The 19,070-nt window shown below is 38.5% G+C and carries 10 protein-coding genes; 1 reads left to right on the top strand and 9 read right to left on the bottom strand.

What is annotated here, in order from left to right:
* Positions 1–268: 268 nt before the first annotated feature.
* The 9 genes from ACVWYG_RS11485 to ACVWYG_RS11445 form a co-directional block, all read right to left on the bottom strand.
* Positions 269–1,405, bottom strand: coding sequence for a DEAD/DEAH box helicase (locus ACVWYG_RS11485; RefSeq protein WP_457270358.1), 1,137 nt, complete (start codon positions 1,403–1,405; stop codon positions 269–271).
* A 752-nt stretch (positions 1,406–2,157) separates the two neighbouring features.
* Complete coding sequence (locus ACVWYG_RS11480) at positions 2,158–3,183, bottom strand: hypothetical protein (RefSeq protein WP_457270357.1); 1,026 nt, start codon at positions 3,181–3,183, stop codon at positions 2,158–2,160.
* A gap of 2 nt (positions 3,184–3,185) precedes the next feature.
* Complete coding sequence (locus tag ACVWYG_RS11475; protein ID WP_457270356.1) at positions 3,186–4,271, bottom strand: S8 family peptidase; 1,086 nt, start codon at positions 4,269–4,271, stop codon at positions 3,186–3,188.
* 47 nt (positions 4,272–4,318) lie between these two features.
* Positions 4,319–5,218, bottom strand: coding sequence for a hypothetical protein (locus ACVWYG_RS11470; RefSeq protein ID WP_457270355.1), 900 nt, complete (start codon positions 5,216–5,218; stop codon positions 4,319–4,321).
* A 2-nt stretch (positions 5,219–5,220) separates the two neighbouring features.
* Positions 5,221–6,753 carry a hypothetical protein gene (locus tag ACVWYG_RS11465; RefSeq protein WP_457270354.1) on the bottom strand — a complete coding sequence of 511 codons (1,533 nt, stop codon included), beginning with the start codon at positions 6,751–6,753 and terminating at the stop codon, positions 5,221–5,223.
* A 324-nt stretch (positions 6,754–7,077) separates the two neighbouring features.
* Complete coding sequence (locus tag ACVWYG_RS11460; RefSeq protein WP_457270353.1) at positions 7,078–10,626, bottom strand: patatin-like phospholipase family protein; 3,549 nt, start codon at positions 10,624–10,626, stop codon at positions 7,078–7,080.
* A 493-nt stretch (positions 10,627–11,119) separates the two neighbouring features.
* Entirely contained in the window at positions 11,120–11,359 is a 240-nt protein-coding gene (locus tag ACVWYG_RS11455; protein ID WP_457270352.1) for a tyrosine-type recombinase/integrase, read from the bottom strand.
* A 204-nt stretch (positions 11,360–11,563) separates the two neighbouring features.
* Positions 11,564–12,079: a phage integrase SAM-like domain-containing protein gene (locus tag ACVWYG_RS11450; RefSeq protein WP_457270351.1), complete on the bottom strand. Its 516-nt coding sequence runs from the start codon at positions 12,077–12,079 to the stop codon at positions 11,564–11,566.
* A 298-nt stretch (positions 12,080–12,377) separates the two neighbouring features.
* The gene (locus tag ACVWYG_RS11445; RefSeq protein WP_457270350.1) at positions 12,378–12,698 is read right to left on the bottom strand and encodes a Dabb family protein; all 321 of its coding nucleotides are present in this window, start codon (positions 12,696–12,698) and stop codon (positions 12,378–12,380) included.
* A gap of 1,368 nt (positions 12,699–14,066) precedes the next feature.
* Here ACVWYG_RS11445 and ACVWYG_RS11440 point away from each other — a divergent pair.
* Complete coding sequence (locus ACVWYG_RS11440) at positions 14,067–18,644, top strand: NACHT domain-containing protein (protein WP_457270349.1); 4,578 nt, start codon at positions 14,067–14,069, stop codon at positions 18,642–18,644.
* Positions 18,645–19,070 lie beyond the last annotated feature (426 nt).

Genomic DNA, 19,070 nt, shown 5'->3' with positions numbered 1-19,070 from the left:
ACCTGAGGAGCGGAGGCCGTTAGAAGGCCCTGTTCCAAAGGAAATCTTTTGATCTTTCTTTAAAAAAAGGTAATATTAATCATAGGAGGATTTCCATTTCTATCGCTAACGCGTACATGATCCATAAAGAAATACCTTTTCTAGAAATTAATTTCCGCTGTCTACCAAGTTAACTTCAAAGCGGTACCATCATCCTGTCCCTTACGTAAATGATTTAAAAACCCCCAAATCTAAAATGAAATTATTATAAACTATTTAGCGGAGGCGCTTAGGATATTATAATCCTTTCGCTATCAATCAATTCCACCTGCTTTCCCATTTTCTTTTGGATCACTCCGAAATGATCGAGCTCGTCTGAACTTACAAGCGATATCGCATCGCCATGCACCTCTGCACGTCCGGTTCTGCCAATTCGGTGGATGTAGTCTTTTGGGGAGCGTGGCAATTCATAATTAATTACGAAAGGCAACGAACTAATGTCTATTCCCCTTGCCATTAAATCGGTTGATACCAAGACACGAAGCTTGCCTGATTTAAAATGAGCCAAAGATTCTGTTCTAGCACCCTGACTTTTTTTGCTGTGAATTGCCTTCGCGTCAATGTTGTTTTTTTTCAACTTATTCACAATCGCATCCACTTGATGCGTGGAAGATGCAAATATCAACACCTTTTTCATCTCATGGTGATTGATCAAATAACGCAAAAACGGTCCCTTTTTCTCGTTTGAAACAATATAGGCCGCTTGTTTAATTAAGTCGAGCGATACTTCTTCTGCCTCAATTTTAATGACAACGGGCTCTTTTAAAAGCAGCCTATTAATTCCCTGTAAATCTTTGCTTAGCGTCGCAGAGAACAAAATATTCTGACGATCTATTGGGAGAAGACTTATAATTTTATCTACTTCTTCTTTAAATCCTAAATTTAGCATTTTGTCTGCCTCATCTAATACTAAAGTTTCAATAGCAGAAAGCGAAACTGCATTTGAATCTAGTAAATCCAATAACCTACCGGGAGTAGCAACAAGTACATTAATGCCTTGCATTGCCATCATTTGTGGGTTTATGGAAACGCCGCCGTATACTGCCAACGTTTTTATTGGTTGCAGAAGATTTTTACCAAATGTCTTAAACACATCTTTCACCTGCTCTGCCAGTTCACGGGTAGGCACAATAACCAACACATTTGCCTGGCGATCTTTTATCAACGGTTTTTCCTGCAAGTTCATTAAAATGGGCAAAACGTAACCTGCAGTTTTTCCTGAGCCGGTTTTTGCGATGCCTAAAACATCTTTTCTATTTAAAATTGCAGGTATACATTCTTCTTGGATTGGGGTAGGTTCTATAAAATTTTGATCAGTTAACGTTTTTAATAAAACAGAAGAAAGACCTAATGAACTAAAGGGCATAGATTATTTTTTTTGTAAAAATAGCAAAATAGGTTTGATATGTCTCGCAAATGCCCTCGGATGATCTACTTCTAAACGAGAGAGTCTTTTCAACTTGTTTGCTAGATCTATTTAAACATACACCATGGCATTTGCTTTAAACTTCATCTTGATAATGATAGCCAAAACAGAATATTTAACAACGATTTTGGAGGTACTGATTCTCGCCATAGCTTTGCGACTGAAAAATGAAAGGTATTCAGTTTATAACAGCCTGTAAAATAAGTGATTATTCCCTATTTTGTGAGTGGATTTTAACCTTTTTGCCTTAAGCAACTCGAGGTAATTGATAAAAATGAATTGAGTAGCTTAATTGGGGAGATGGTAAAATAACTTGGGGAAATGGAGGTTCGGTAACTGATAGTTTAATTCAATTTTTGGAAATCGTTTGTTTCTGGTACTGATGCAGACGGGAATTGGTTAATTAAAGTTGGCAGACATGATCCAATACTCCCTTCGACTATAGGTCTAATTAGACTAAGAAAAATTACTGCGAACTGTGAATAAATTAAAGCTTTTCCAACCACATCAGGCCTCCTTATCCAAAAATAGTAAGTAATCTAGCCAAATTAAATTAAGAATAGTCTTTTGGTCCTCATCCAATTCTAAACGATCAATTAATTGTTCATATATTTCTTCATGATAAAGCTTTTCTATGAGCGCATATATTGATGAGCATTACACAAGGTTCTATATAGATCAAATTTCAATTGCTATTGAGTTGTATCTGTTGGTGCCGCTGTTTTTTCGTCAGCTTTTTTTGCAAAAGGATTAGTACCAAACCTAAAACCCAGCGTGACGTATAATCCAGGCAGCCAAACTTTCTCGTGGAGGCTATCAAAATTTAGGTTTTCTTTAATAATTTGCCCTTCCTTGTACTTTCCCATTAGTTTATATTTCTGCCTCATCACGATACCGCTGCCCAGAATTACATTATCGCCGATAATCAACGAAAGGCCTGTTTGTCCGGATAACTCAAATCCTGCGCTTAGGCCGAAACCTGCCGTAAATCCTAAATCAAAATCTCTAGGCTCAGCATGAAAAGGGTAAGTAAAATTTATGGTCGCGGAAATATTTTCCCAAGGTTTAGGACCATTATCATTCTCTTTGGTCACGGTAAATTTATTGGCCACACTGGTATCAGCAGAGGAGTAATAATGGTCAGTTTTGCTGATCAATGACGGAGAATAAGTTAATCCATAGTGAACTAGCCAACGGGATTTTTCGGGGGTTTTTAAAACGAAAGTCCATTTGCCGTCCTCTACCTGTTCGCCTTTTTTATCAACTTTAGTTACGGTTAGAGTGATAACTTGATTGTTTTTTAAAGGCGAATAGGGTATTGGAAAAATTTGTTCTGTTTCAGCTATTGAACTTTTAAGCGCAGCGATACATTTAGAATCAGTTAAGGTACTCATCAAAGTATTTGCTTTGTCAACGTATTTTTTAATTGAGTCCTCCGATATCGCAGTTTCTAATATATTTTTGATTAGGTCAAAAGCCTTTCCACAATTTGCCGTAGATTCTTCTCCACCTACATTTTTCAGCGGCGGGGTAATATTTTGAACAAACTGCCATTCAATTTTGTACCTAAACTGTTTGGAACAGTTTATAAGTTGGATTTGTTTTTCATTGATTAAAATAGTTCGTTCAAATCCTTTCTTTATCGAAAGATCTATTTTGACCTGTGTCATAGCTATATGAGAAATTAGAAGGCCTAGTGCGGTTAGTATTATTTTCATTTTCAAGTTTTTAAAATTTTAATAAATTTGATAACGTTAAATGCTGGAATTTCTACCGTTAGCATTGATTGGGAGTTGAAAAAGGTTATAGAGTCAAATTTTCTCAATTCGTCCTGTATATATTTTGTTTTATTTAGGGATTTTATAGATTTATATCCACGAGCCAAGCAGCCCGTAATCAATGCGGTTGCACTAGAAGTGCCAAATGATTTTTCAAATTCTTCTTCACCAAAATAATATTCAGAACACATACACGTGTTAACGCCTATCCAAAAGTCTGATTTTATATAGGCTGTGCGATCAAAATAATGACCTGCAACAGAAATCACACCTGTATATGCAGCAGGGTAGAAAAATGGAAATCTGTTATCTCTGTTACCAGTCGCGCAAATCACCATACATCCTTTTCCTGCAAGTTCATCAATTTTCTCAATCAATAGTTTTGCTTTCGAAAAAACCTCATCAGACCTTGTATAACTTATATTTATGAGTTGAACCCCAACTGAGTCCATCTCCTTCAAAGCTGCCAAGAACATTTCGGGCGTCGCAGCGTCAGGTGGTAATGTGTAAGAATAAATTTTTTCAATCCCTGGCGCTACGCCAATAATTCCGTTCTCTGGATCGTCTCCTGCAATAATACAAGCCATCGTGGTTGCATGATTCGGATTTCCATCTATGGAAATCGGAATGCCTTTATTTAAGTTTAAAACCTTTCCTTTTAAAGCAAAGTGTTTTTCATCAACCCCAGTATCTATTATTCCAATTTTTAAACCCTCTTGCATCGGCAATTCCCACAGTTCCCCCAAATGAAAATCCATAAAAATCTTTGGAATTTTATCATGATATTTTACCAATTCAGGCGGAATATCCCCGTCGAGTTCAGAAACAAAGTTATCTGAAATAGTAGTGCCATTTTCACCAATATGCCATTTCCCCAATTCGTTCTCTATTACGGCCACACTTTCAAAAACCGCATCTTTATGCAACACGCCTACAACATTCTCTTTGTTAGCGAAATCGGTTGCCGGACCGATGCGCAGATTTAGTTTATTTACGTTGACTTTAAAAGTGGCCATAATTCGGTGCATAGTTATTGATGGGGTATTTTTTGCGTGATAGAGACTTCAGTGGGAAATTAAGTTCGTTTCCTGATCCAGTCTAAAAATTGCATCACATTGTTTGCATAATTTTCTGCCCTTAAGCCCGCGCCATTGTAAGCTTTCACAGTATTAAATAAATCATTCGGGTGTGCGGCCCATTTACTTTTTAACTCTTTTATTACTTTATCTAGGCAATGGTCTATTTGGTACCATTGTTTCTCCATGAAAAATATTTCGTCGGTTTGGATGTATTGTAAATCATATTGGAACAATCCATATCCGGCATACACCCATTGCTTCGGGCCGTAGCCACGCAGGGCCCGGGATTTATTGGCTTCGGCTATCAGCATATCGGCTTTGGCCTGGCCATATTTTGCGGTAAAAGCAGCGGTGTTTTTTGGGAAAGCGGAACGTGTTCCATTGGCATCTCCAGAGGCGTCAAACACACATAACCCCAATACTTCCTCTGGCGTATGTTCTTTTGTCCAGTCATAAAAATAAATCGCGGTTTCTTGGCATGCAATGGCGTATAAAAGTTCCTTGGTAAAGGGAGTGCCTTCTGTTGCGGCAGCACATTGATCGCCATAATGTAACTCCAGCCAATCTGCGGTTAAAAAACATCTTTCACGGCTAAGCGGCAGGTCATGCGGTGTTGATTGTGGCAGAGGGATAGTCGCCTTGCCAGTTGACATAGGCCTTGAATTTGGCTGCGGGGATATAGGATTCTCTGCACTTATAATTGCAAGTCCGCCGCCCCAATAATAATTGCCATCTTTGTCTATATACCAAGTGCCTAATGTGTTTTTTTCATCTCTTACGCTCATAAATTGAAAACCCTTATACACAACCCCGCTCACATTTCCCTTTTCAGCAAAATCGTTTATCGGCGTTCTCCTCCGATTCAGTTTACCGACTATAACTTTTAATTGTGCCATAATTATCCGACAGCCTCCAGTTCTGAATTAGGGTTAGGTGATGGGTTTTTAGTTGTAGATGCAGCATCACCCGAACTTGGTGTTTGATTGGAGGACTGCGCCGCGTTTATTTTTGTACCTGTTCCCCGCAAACTAATCAGTTTACTTAGTAAGTCGAACCAAAAAGGTGCACCAAGCATAATTGCTAGAGCGGTAATAATCCATCCAAAAAAAGTTTCCCACCCGCCAGACTGGTTGGGGCTATAAAGAAACCACTTATCTCCAACTTTTTGTTTAATGTATTCACTGCGCTCTTTTAAAAAACTAATGCGATTGTATTCTAGCAGAGGGGCTGAAATTTTTTCCAGAGCTTTTTTATTTTTTTGAATGGAAAGCCGAATAGAATCACTGCTGTTACTTAAACGACTGAAACTGGCAATTTGGTCACTGTCATTAGTGCTGATTTTTAAAGATGCTTTTTCTGATGATATTGCCTCCAATAAACTACTAGATTGACTTAATGCCTTTTTTACGTTAAAAATATCAGTATTTGTTGTTGATAGTTGTTGCGCTAATCTTGCAAGCCTATTTTTAAAATCAGGGCATTTCATGCTGTCTTCCCACATGTTTAGTGTGTCTTTCCAAGGTTTCCCCAGGCCGAGAATATTATTTGCTTCTTCTGCATCTCCCGCTACCAATTTGTAAGTAGAATCTAGCAAACTGCTGTCTTTCCCGACAATTTTGCTTGGGTCTAACTTCTGATAGTTCGCAATGGCCATTGATACCATTTGTTCTCGCGCCGGTTTGTTTTTGGTAAGGATTCGTTTAATTGCTATGGTGTCCACATTTCCAAAATACGCGAGTCCAAAACCAATGAAGAAGAGAACAATCCGAGTATATCTTTTAAACCAGCCTTGGGCACGTTCCATGGTATCGTCAAACCATTGTTCTAATTTGGTTTGAAACACTGCCACATCTGCGCCAGAGTCTTCCCAGAGAGATTTAAGAAAGCTTGCGGTACTTTCATTTATTGCAATCGTACCTTTTTTATTAAGGTCGGAAACCGTTTCGAGCGCTTTAATGGCAGGGTTGGCCATATCTGGTTTTGCTATTTCGATTTTATGTATCGTTCCATTAATAATAGAATGATGTATGGCCTGGAGACTTTGCGATGCTGGCAGGTCCAGTCCTTTAAGCAAATCGAGGATGACCTTTGAAAAATTTGCAGAACTGATGTAGGCCGGCTTGCTGTACCAATTGTCTTCTGCTAGATATTTTATTAATGGGTGAGCGTAAAACCACGGAGCAACTGTCTTCCCCCTCATTAAACTCATAAGATTAAAAATATGGAGAAACCCATAGATCCTATCTAAATAGGGGATGTCTTTGGTGGTTTTTCCATCTTCCAGCATCCTTATAATTGCTTTTTCCAAAATCTTGGCCCGGAAGGCAAACCGTGTGGCAATTATCTCCTGAAGAATGGTCGCCATCAGGCTATAGAGCAGGAATACGAATATTAGTCCAATAAAAACATCTAAAGAGATATTACTAAACATAAATCAGATTTTAATTTCTAAATGCAACAGTGAGTTTACCAACACCTGCATATTTTTGGTATGGAAAAATTGAAATTTAGCGCGTTTGTATCCCAAATATAGAATTGGTCAACGCACAAAAAAATAGCTAGTTTTCACTATTTTTTAAAAGAAATGGATTGTAGAAAACGACTACTTAAGACGTTAGGCAAGAGCAATGTAGGTGTTAGATTCTGTGCCATAATAAAGAGAAAATATTTCCCAGTTTTCGTCTGATACTCAGGCTTCCCGAATCTTATATATGATAAATGTTTTTATAACACCTGATGAAAACTAAGCCATACCTCAAGGAATCAATTTATCAACAATGTTCATTCCCAACTTTCGGTAACTTTCGAATTGCTCTTCATCAAAAAACTGATCTGCAGTTGTTTGATGCGGATACGTTGGGTTTCTCTTTTTATACTCCTGCAGGTCGATACTTTCTTTTATGGTGGTTGATGCCTTAATATAGATCAGAATCCCTTCCTTATCTACATTCTCCGGGTACGTAATTTTTCCAATCGTGTAGTTTTTTTTAGAAAAAAATTCTTTGTTTACTACTGTGATATCTTCTATTTCATCAAACGTGATCTCGACGCCAAAATCGATTCTGCATCTTCTTACCGCATTAGCTAGTCCTTCGCACAGAAGACTTTCATCCTGTTCAGCATCTGATAGAATGATGTACTTGCATCTCCTTCGAACCAGTTCATACAAACCCATATTGTCGAAGTGCCCGCCGTCAGACAGGCACACGAAATTTTTGCAAGTATCTGCGTTACCTGTCAAATCTGAAATTAGGTAACCTAACCCAAATTCTGGATCGGCTTTTTGCCATTTAGACATTCTTGGGTTACCCATCCACCAACCAAGCCTAATGTTAAAAACGGATAGCAAAAATGCAGTAAGGGGAGAGGTATGATAGCCCATGTTTGGGTTAGCGGCCGCCCCAGATATTGCCATGGCAGTACCAAGGTTCGGACCTCCTGGTTCGCTGTATTTGTCTGTTGGGCGGTAAGCATAGTCATAAGACTTAGCCATGGCGTTTGCAGATTCTCGGGTACGACTGAAATCAAACCCTGAGAATTTAGGTGAAAAAATAAAAGATTCTGCTTTTCTGTCTTGGCGGTCTAGTACTGTATTGCTGCTGGCACTCATTGTGGCATTGATTATTGGATAGGGTCCAAAATAATCGTATTCGTTTAACAGCGTTGCTAATGGCAGGTCATCATTATTATCAAAACCAGTAAATGGATTGGCGGAACGCTGACGCTCTAGGCGGATTCTTGTTGCTCCTAAAAAAGCCCTAACCAACCGATTTCTGTAAAATAGATGCAATGAGAATTGGTTTACGCCAATCTGCCTGGCGAGAATAAAAGTTATTATTCCCAATGCGAGAGTGAGCAATAGAACGGTTAAATATTGATCCATGCCAAACCGTATGCAAACAAATGTAAATAAAGTTTCTACTAGCTGTGGCAGAATGGTCATCAAAGCAAAAACAAATAAGTATGGCGCAATAAATGTCAATATTTCTTTTGCTCCGACAGCTTTGCTTTTCCCATTTTCTTTGCCTGAAGTACTTCCACTAAATGCATATTTTATACCCAGTAACAGTGTTGCGCCCCAGCCAAGTACAAAAAAATTCTGAATTTTAGGCCAGTTTACTCCCAGCTCACTAATAAACTCTATTCCCATCATAGAAATTCCGAATAGTACGATCCAAATCAAGCAAATGCGATGTATCAAGCCGCCTATTCTTCCCCACCACTCTCTGCGCTCATCTGGGAAATTAATCCCAAGGAAAGCCATTCGTAGAACAACTGTAATGCTAAAAACTTCAATAATTAAAGGTGGCAGAAAAATGAAACAAAGCTTTTCGCCATATTCATCAATATAATGTATGTCTGTAAGTGGATTAGCCAAAATAACCGCGATGTGCCCAACAGCTGCAAGTAAGGCGCCCCCGATTGCCACGGCAACCCCGCTGAGCAACGTGGCGAGAATGTATTCCCCATAAAGTCGCTCACCTTTATATCCGAAACTTCGATCATATCTACCGAATAAGGCTATTAATAAAAGTGCTATAAATGCAGTGCCCATTAACCAGTAGAAGTAAGCGAACGTGGTGGAGAAATCTTTAAAGATTGCCAGATTTTTAGGTTGTGCATTGCCGAAAACCCAGGCGCTAAAAGCAAGTGCAGCAATGCAGGCAGTCGCAATTAGGAATTGACTAAGTCTGTTCTTTACCGAAGCCTTAATACTAATGTTTGGAAACCGTTCTTTATGATAACACTGCATGCCTAGGCCAGCAAAAATAGCAGCCAATAGTAGCACGATGCTGCCGACAGTATTGAAAACTGTTTTGGGAGTAAAAAATACAGAGTCGAGAAGCTTGATTCTAGTTAAGTACTCCCAACTCATAAATGTAGTTTTCCCCAAAGCAATCAGCGTTAGAAACAAAAACAAAATGACCAGTTGATTTATGAGCATATTTCTCATAAAAGTCATTCCAACCGTCCAAGAATCTGCAGACATAATACCCGTTCTTGGCGTAAGGTAATTGCTGTACATCCTTAACCAACGAATTGGCAAGACCTCATCTGCAAGCGGATCTGACGATTTTTTTGGGTCCAAGCGGTCACTAACTTTAATTACAGAACGGTTCCTAGCTATCCAAGATACCAGCCAGCTTCCAATATATCCTCCTCCAGATACCGTAGAGAGATAGTCGAATTTACCGAGTAATCCTTTTTTAGCAAGACCCTGCAGCACGCCAAGGTTAAATGTAGCAGAACGGATTCCACCACCAGAAAATGCCAAAGCCCATAAATCCATTTTTTCTGCACTTTGCAACACATCTTTTCCATATTTGTGTTCGTAATCGTTATCTGGAACATGGTTTGTTTTTAAATCGGGATCTGTGGGTTGCTTCGTTATCTGTTCAAGGATAACTGAACTTGAAGGTTTATTAAGCGCAAATCGAAAGATATTCTCAAAATTATTCCCCTTGTTTTTTTTGCTAGATTCTTCAGAGTTTTTTGTTACTTCAGTTAGAGCGATTTCGCCGTTCAGTGTTAATGTAAATAGCTGATCGCTGTTTTGAATCTCATTTTTACGGCAAATTCTTGATTTATAAATTTCAAGCAACTCGCAATTGAATATTTGTAGAAACGAAAGAGGAACTTTTTCGATCCGCAATTTGCTGATCAGTTTTTTCTCATCTATCAAAAACTCGCTAGCCCTAGATTTGATGATATTGCGACTTGCTTCCAGCTTATCGTATACTACCATATCATCTGGGGAAATAATCTTACAAAGTTCATCGGCACTCGCCACATTCCATATTTGGAGAAAACGTTGTTGTTTGGCATCCAACTTTGCTGCTACATTTTCTGCTGTCAGCACAATCTGAATTGGCAGATATTGTAAGGCGTCTGCAAGCTTAATTCGTTCCTCGTTATGCGCGTAAAGTAGTTTCCTTATCGCATTGCGCCACTGTTCGGGTCCAGGAAAATACCTACTTAATGAAAAGTTTTGTTGAAAGATAGATAGGTTTTCTTTTTTGTTAATCCATTTAATTAGATGTAAACAACGATCGTAACAGTATTGGTTGGTCAAATCTTCGTTTGATAAGGGTTCGACACTAATCCAACTAATTTTGGTGCCATTGTCTTTAAAATATTGGAGGGCAATGATGTTTTTGTGATGAATCACAAACTCATGGAATAGATCATCTCCAGTAGATTGACTTACATTTTCGTGGCTGTTTTTTTTTATGCGAAGAAGGCTGTCCTGGATCAATTCAATTAGTGACACAGCACGAGAGGTTAAATCTAAAATGGCGTCCATTGATGATTATAAATATTTCTCTATATACTTGAATTTGTTAAATGCTGTTGTTATGGTGGGCTAAGAAGTATGCATTAATGTTTTAGTCATGATTAGCTTAACTAAATTTAGATGGTTGTAATAAAATAGTCAATAGTTAATTGTAACTAATTTTGTAAGAAAAATTACATTATAAATTGCGTTTTTTAAGTCAGAATGTCGTCGCTGTTCTTTGCCAAAATGGGTTAAGATCCAAATTAATCGTTAAGATTTTAAATATTCAAACTATTCATCTGGCGGTTTATTAAACTAATATATTTAATTGTTTTAACGAACCCGACACTAGGTGTCTGGACAGATTATTTCAACAGCGAAAGTTTAATACCACTTCTTAGACTATTCCAAAACGGTATTTTTTTGAATAAGTAAAATTCTCGAATCAGTCTATATTGCTGGTTCAAAATGATCGATAGAGATTTAAATTTTATTTTTTTTGAGTTGAAATTTAGGATCTCTAAATCGTTGTCAGTATTTTCTTCAGCGGCGCCATATCCTCGCTTACCATAATATCCAAAATCTTCGCACAATGCTGTGTTGTCCTAATGCTCGTAGGCCCAAGAATCTTCGAAACACTTTCGATCGGCGCATCATTCAAAAGTATTAATGTTGTGGCAAAAGTACGTCGTGCAATATGCGGGGTCAGTTTTCTGTGTATTCCGCACAAATCGCCGATCTCTTTCAGACATTCGTTCATCTTCTGGTTGCTGGGAACGGGAATAGCATGCCTTTGTTGAGGCAGGCCTTATCACTTACATATCTATCTATGGGCTCAACTGCCCTAGGCAGTAGGGAAGCAGAAGATCTTGTCCTGGTTTCTGCCTATTCGTAAATATCCAGCCCTCGTCATCAATCCCCGTTCTGATATTCTCCTGTTTCAGTTTGAAAACGTCCACATAAGCTAAACCAGTAAAACAGCAGAAGATAAAAACACCCGAACCTGTTTCAATCTTCCTGACAAGAGTTCTTTTCCGATAATGTTCGCCAGCTCTTCTTTGTTTAGGTAAAAACGATCAATGTTCTTGGTTTTGGCCCTATATGCTATAAAGCGCGATTTATCTATCCATTCATTCTCCAGACAGATCCTAAGGATTTTTCCGAGATTCTTGATATTCTTTACCACATAGCTGTTTGCGCAATTTTTATCCGACCTTAGATAATGGTCAAATCCATTAACAAAAGTTTGGTCGATGGATTTGATATCCATGTCTGCTGCACCATATTTCACCCGGATGAAAGTTTTCAGGTGTGTCTCCAGCACCCGATAACGGTTCAGTGTGCCACGGACACAATCTTTTCCCACCAGCTGTTCCAATTTGTCGTCATGATCGGTAACTGCTTCGAGAAGGGTATAGGAATTTGAAAGCGTACCCAGATAACTGGACTTGATTGCATCTGCAGTAATTGGCAGACCCATATTGAAACACGCTAATCTGCACAATAAATTCAATTCTGCGCTTGATCGAGATGGGTGTTCATCGCTTTGAGCGCTTTTTTGCAACCGACGGCCCGACCGCCATTAGCATTCGATCGTTTGGGGTGGCAGTCTCAATTGTTTACCAATTAGGAAGGATTTCCTTGACGGCAATCCTCAGATTGATCGCACGTTTCCAGTTACATGGTTTTTTTTCTTCTCAGATTGAAAGCAGGTTAAAAGTCTCACAATTAAAGTATTTACGGATTGAAAGAAAGATAGCCGAGTATTTATTAGAATTCTATGCTTCCTTCACATCGTAAACGAGTACTTTATCCCACAAATGACTGTAATTCTCAATAAACTTTAAGTGGATAGGGTGCGTTTGATAGAAGGCTTGACCTTCAACATCGCTAAAAAACATCAGCTCAGAAACGTCCCAGCTATTGTCTACCACATCACGCTTTTCTGTGCTGGCTGAAACACCAACATGTAATTCGCGTACGGTTGGTATTGTGGAGAGTGATTTTACTCCTTCTATCAATTGAGTAAGATCTTTTTCTGAATTTGGATTCTTTAGCCAAAAAAATACATGGTGTACTATTGGATATTTATCTTTCATACGTTTTATCAGTAAGGTGCTTGCGAACGGAATATTTTAAATAGTGGTGGCGTTGCTACAAATTTCACATTAACCAAGGGTTAAATCTATGAAAAAAGCGTGTGTTTTATTAATTTAATTGTACTTCGGTATCATGTAATACATTGATAAAATAACATTTTCCAGATTTAATCGAACTGGCGTTGAAAAACTAATACATATATAATATATTGCTCGTGCTGAGTTTTGTATTCTATTTCTCAAGTTCAAAAATCCGGTTTTTCTACATTTCTACAAGGAGCCAGCCAACGGTAATTCAAAAAAAAAGATAAAATGAGCAATTTCTCTGGGACAATTTTTCGGCTTTTTTAAAATGTATATGCTAAAATTAGTTTTCATAATCTCTCGATTTTAGTTAACAAATGTAGCTTTGCTTCTAAAAATATACAAGATGGTAAGTTTATAACAACCTGTTAAATAGGTGATTATGTGATATTCGGTGAGCCAGTTAACCTTTTTGCCATACTCACCGAATCACTCACCAAAGTTTTGTGAAAACAAGTGAATTTTGGCATTCTCCCAAAAACAAAAACCCTGCTGATCTTACGATTGCAGGGTTTTATACATTTTGATAGTGATATATGTGATCCCGCTGGGATTTACACCTAGTGTAAAAATCAGGGTTTGCAATATTTAGAGTGGCTTTTTTAATTCGACTCCCCGAATGACGCGCCTTTTATTTAATAGGTAATAGCTGCAAATGCTATATTTAAATATAAGAATTTATTTCAGAAACATCAAACAGAATTAATATTCATGTATCACAGACTTCTAATATGGCTATAATTGGAGAGAGGAGAATCGAACCCTCAAGCCAGCATTTTGGAAAGCTGATGTAACTTTGGCCTACACTCCCCTAAATTTTCTTGAGCTGGTATTTATGCCAATATCTCCCCTAACGGCTCACACCAGATTTTTTCGCAAATAGTTTTATATTCTACATTCATAATTCTTTGTTTTTAATACTAATTCTAATATTTCATGGAGCATAAATTAAACACCACCCTAAAAACCCAATGAAGTAAATGGTCTAAACATACTTCAATCCCCAATATCTTTACTGATTTTAATTCAGCGTTTGAACATGGCTTGGCTGCTCGTGATTTGCCAGCTGATCTTTCCAGCTTGTCAGAACAAATGTAAGGATTCATGTTTTATTTATTGAGCAATTCTCGCTGAATTTAAAAAATCGATTTTTGTATATAGTATGTAGATATTGCAATTCATTAGTAAAGGAAACTTAAATTAGTCATTAAGGTTTCTGCTGATAATTGGCTAATTTAGCGAACGCTCTTGTTAATTCTAAGGGACGATGCTAAGAATCCTAATATGCCGACTATACAATTCACTACACCACAAGTCTTAAAGGAGGATAACAATCCAATTGCTATAGCGAACAAAGGTTTCCCCTACAGGGATATTGCTGATCCCAGACGACTGGAAGAACTTGTTTATAGTATTTTCGGTGCCAAGATTGGCAATGGAGCTTTAGTAGATTTTGATAAGGTAAGTTTGATGTCGGGAGTGCGGGACATGGGAAAGGATTGTGCACTGTTTAAGGATGACATACTTAGAGGCGTAATACAATGTAAGAAATATCAAAAGAGCATTAGCAAAACAGATTTTGGCGAAGAGATCATAAAATATGTACTCTACAGTTTACTTGAACCTCAGCTGATTCCAGAAGCAAAGGATTTCACCTACTATATCGCTGCTACGGGTGGATTTGTTAGAGACTGCAGCGATCTAATAGATGAATTTAATATCAGGATCTGCAATGTGCCGGATCTTGACAGTTGGATACAAAAGCTTCTGCTCAATCCTACACTCAGCGGTCTGAAAAACGTCAATGTGGTCAGTAAAGTAAAGGATATTTTAAAGCAGATCAAAGTATTGAAGATCCATTCTCAGGATCTTGATGCTTACCTGATGGAGCCATGCTGTAAGAATTTGATACCACTTTTTTTCGAAGTACGTACAGTTACGGATAATTCAAAAATTGATGCACTGAGGTCAGACCTTTCGAGCTATTTTGAGAAGCATGTAGACGAGGCCGAGATCAGAGATGCACTCGGTAGAGGTTCTTCTGCACTTTCCCATCAGCGCAATGAATTCGATGATATACCCGATTCGCATATCCAAAGAGCGGAAACTGCAGAATTATTGCAGTGGATCAAATCTGAACCTCAAAAGGATAAATCCGGTAAAGAGCTCAATCTTTGTGTGTTGTCAGGTAATGCTGGAATGGGAAAGACTGTGATTTTAAAGGATCTTTACGAACAGCTTAAAGGAGAAGGTACTGCTGTCTTAGGGTTAAAGGCTGACCGTTTATATGCTGCAAGTATTCCACAGCTTCAGGGACTAATAGGTATTCCACTTCCACTGTTTGAATTTATCGAACAATGTAAACAGCAGTTCGGGAAAACGGTAATCATTATCGACCAGATCGATGCTCTTTCGCAGACAATGTCCTCTGACCGGAATTTTCTAACTGTTTATAAATCCCTGATTGATAACTATGCCCACGATTCTAGCGTTCGGATTGTTTTTTCGGTACGAATTTTTGATCTGTATTATGACCCCTCACTCAGGCAATATAAAAATATCAAGACTGTTTCTGTAAAACCGTTGCACGAAGAACAGGTGTTGAAACAGTTGGAGAAGATTGGCGTTTATCAGGGACGGATTTCTGGAAAATTGATGGAGCTACTCAGAACGCCTAATCACCTGAATATTTTCTCCAGGATCGTTGGAGACTTACCAACAGATGAGGGTATCATTTCTATACAAGGGTTGTACATTGAGCTATGGCGGCAAAAAATTCTTTCTATGCCTTCTGGTTCTGGACTGGAAATCAAGGTGGTAAAAAAACTACTTTATAAAATTGCTAAGGAGATGTTCAAGGTACAGCGTATCTCTCTGAATGTACACCTGTTTGATGAGGACAGCAGAGAAATAAACTACCTGGAAAGCCAGCGTCTTTTAAAAAGGGTAGGGCAGCAAATTCAGTTTTTTCATCAGACTTTTTACGATTTTATATTTGCCAAAAGGTTTGTCGAAAAAGGTGATGACCTTATCAGTTATATCAAGTCGCAGGAGCAAAGCATCTTTGTGCGCTCGGCGGTTAAAATGATCACTGGCTATCTCCGTGATTACGATTTTGATAGTTACATCACTATACTTAAGGAACTTTTAGAAGATACAGAAATTTTCTTCCATTTCAAACACATGATTTTGTTAACGCTTGCATCACTGGAATCTCCAGAAAAGGATGAAGTCGATCTGGTCGAGCGAGGGCTGTCGAAGTCATTTCTGCTCAGGGGACTATTTTTTCAGCATGTTCGGTCTGTTGTTTGGTTTGATGAACTGTTGGCTCGTGGACTGATGGACCTACTTCTTACACCGTTGGACAAGAGAAAGTATGTTTTTGATGACCTGGATGAAAATCCTGTTGAGAGGGATGCACAGATTGAATTTGCCCATTGGGCTGCAACGCGCCTACTGATCGCCCATCTTAACAATAGTAATCCGCTAGCCTGGAAGTTTGCAGAAAGGGTTACCGATCAGGCACTTTTAAGGAATCTGGCTTTTGGGCTTAATCTTTGGGGACATACCGGTGCACTGAATTTATTTGAGCGGTGCGAGAAATTTCTTGATAGAGATCAGTTTGGCTATTATTCGGTGCTAGAACAAATGTCGAATATTCATCCCCAGCTAGTCATTGATAAAATGAAGGTTCTGATGCAGACCAAAGATACAGTTGAACCTGAGGAACAGAGGGAACACGAATCGGTACTCAAAAAACTTGCAGAAGCGAAGCCGGAAAAGCTCATTGATATACTGTACCCAGTAGTTTCAGCAAAATTCAATAAACAAAATATTCTTGAAGATACATTGATCTTTGATTATGTATTTGACCGGATTGATTTAAGGGAAGAGAATCATTTGCAGGGGAGAGAATTTCGTTATAGGCTGCTAGCGATCTGTTTGCGTAAGGCTGCTGCGAAAAGCGATCCGGAATTTGTTGCTTTTTTAAAGAAACATGGAAGATCAAAGCAAAAAGCGGTGCTGAGACTGATCGTATTTGCTGTGAAGTCTAATGAGCACAAATATGCGTCACACGTATATAGTCTGTTCCTTTACCTCCAAGAGTGTGGTCAAATCAAAGTGAGAGATGATTTTGGGGTGGAGTTCCGAGAATTGTTAGAAACCGCGTTTCCCATGTTGGATGTTAATATGCAGGATTATATATGTAATGCTATACTTAATCTGAAGGTTCGTGATGAAGTGTGGATAGACAAGGGCTTTGAAAAACCGCTCCGTAGAGGGAAGTTTGGGCTTAGCAAGTATGTCTACCTCTGTCGTGTGCCCAGAGAAAAGATTTTAAGAGAACCTTCACTCAAAAGGTCGTTTCAGGAACTTGAACGTAAATTTGGAGTTTACCGGGATATTTCTAACTTGGGAAACGTTATGGCGGGTGTGGTCAGACGGCCTCTACCAACAAAGGCTTATCAAAAGATGTCTAAAAAAGAATGGATAAAATCGTTTAGAAGATACGACAGAGAACGAGAAAGATTTTCAGGTGATTATCTGAAAGGTGGATTGGAAGAGCATTCCTGGGGATTTCGGGATGCTGCAAAGTCCTCCTCTGCCGATATGATTCTCGATATCATAGAAACGGTAATCGGTGATGATTCCATTCCAGTTGAGTATGCTATTTTAGGACTATTGGGGATTAGTGAGCAGGCTTTGGATCATAATCGCTGTTTACATTTGCTAAAAAGGATCGTGGCTGAACGGGATTATAAAGACTGTTTTTGGGCGTGTGTGGACATCGCTGGAAACCTTGTTGGTAGCGAAGAGGAAGATCCTTCACTCATTGATCTTCTCCAAAATGCCGCTTTTGATGTCAAAGAAAAAGAATTTGAATCGGAACTAGTGGAGTCCGATGTCGGCGGATTGGTAATGCGTGGTATTAATACTGTTTATGGAAGGGCAGCGAGAAGTCTTGTGGAAGTGAAAGACAAACGTTTTGCCGACCAGGTATTTGGTACGCTTGAACGTATTTTCGAGGATGGCCCTAAGGAATCCAAGGCCGCAGTACTTTATCGGTATGCCTCTTTGAATCATTTAGATCAAGTACGTTCGTTTGAGCTTTTTCTAAAGACATTAATCGACGAGGAAGATATTTTCGTGCTTGCTTCATCTATTTGGTCGCTTCAGTATATGGGCAACCATGATTTTGGAAGACTCAAACCTGTGTTTCAGAAACTAGCAGTTGCGAAAAACTTGTGCAGGGATGATAGCCAGTTTTTGGTTTCCATTCTATATTTTTCCCATCTTTATGATAGGGTAGGCGCCAAGGAATTGCTATTGACCACAATAGGGAACAATACCTACGCGGGTGATTGGTTAATTAATCTGATTGTTAAACATATTTATCATGATGATGACTCCAAAACGAAATCTGTCGGTTTATTAGAAGTTTTTTTTGCTACTAATCATCCGTCCGCCCCCGCCGTATCAGATCTGAACTTTGTTCATGCGGACCATTTAAGAATTGAAGATGTTTCTGGGTTTTTAAGACATTACATCGGTTCAACTACCTTTAAATTGGGTACATATCTGATCAAATACCTGACTGCACAGTGTAGCAGAGAGCCATTTATGTCTGTGGAACTGTTCCACATGGCAATGAAAAGAAGAACCGATTCTGATTGGGAAAAAGGTGTTTTCAGGGAAGATGATGATATAACAAAGTTCATAGTCGGCGCATTTAATTCTATTCGGGGAAATGACAAAAAGAGCAAAGAGATGCGAAGAATTCTGTTACAGTCGTTCGATATGGCTTTAATGGATTATAAACGAAGGGGGAAGATCGAAGAAATACTGGAAGAGCTGGTGTAACCACAAGATATAGCTGCATCTTCAAAATACACAATCATCTGCAAATTCGTCGATTTGTAGTTTCCTTTTTTGGCAAATGGTTTTTTGGTTAGATTCCAAATATACTCTCCAACTTTTGTAGCGACACCATCCCGTATTTTTTCGAGAAAGGATTTTGCTGATATAGGGGCTGTAAATGCGAGGGTTAAAATATCGAGAGTATTTTAATGTAAGTTCTAAAAGTAGAAAAAAATTTATGTTATCGTATTTTTCTCAGGATGTATTAATTTTCACCATAATCAGCTCAGCAGCTGTCAGTTTTCTTAAAATACATCATAGATAAAAACGATTAATTATGGTTTATTAAGTGTTAGATTTGAGTAGAAAGTAACATTATAGTTTATGTAAAGAGAGCTAATTCCCGACGCCATGCCCAACAAATATTTC

This window comes from Pedobacter sp. UYEF25, from assembly GCF_054061655.1.
The sequence above is the reverse complement of the archived record's forward strand: the minus strand, read 5'-3'. Positions and strand labels throughout refer to the sequence as shown.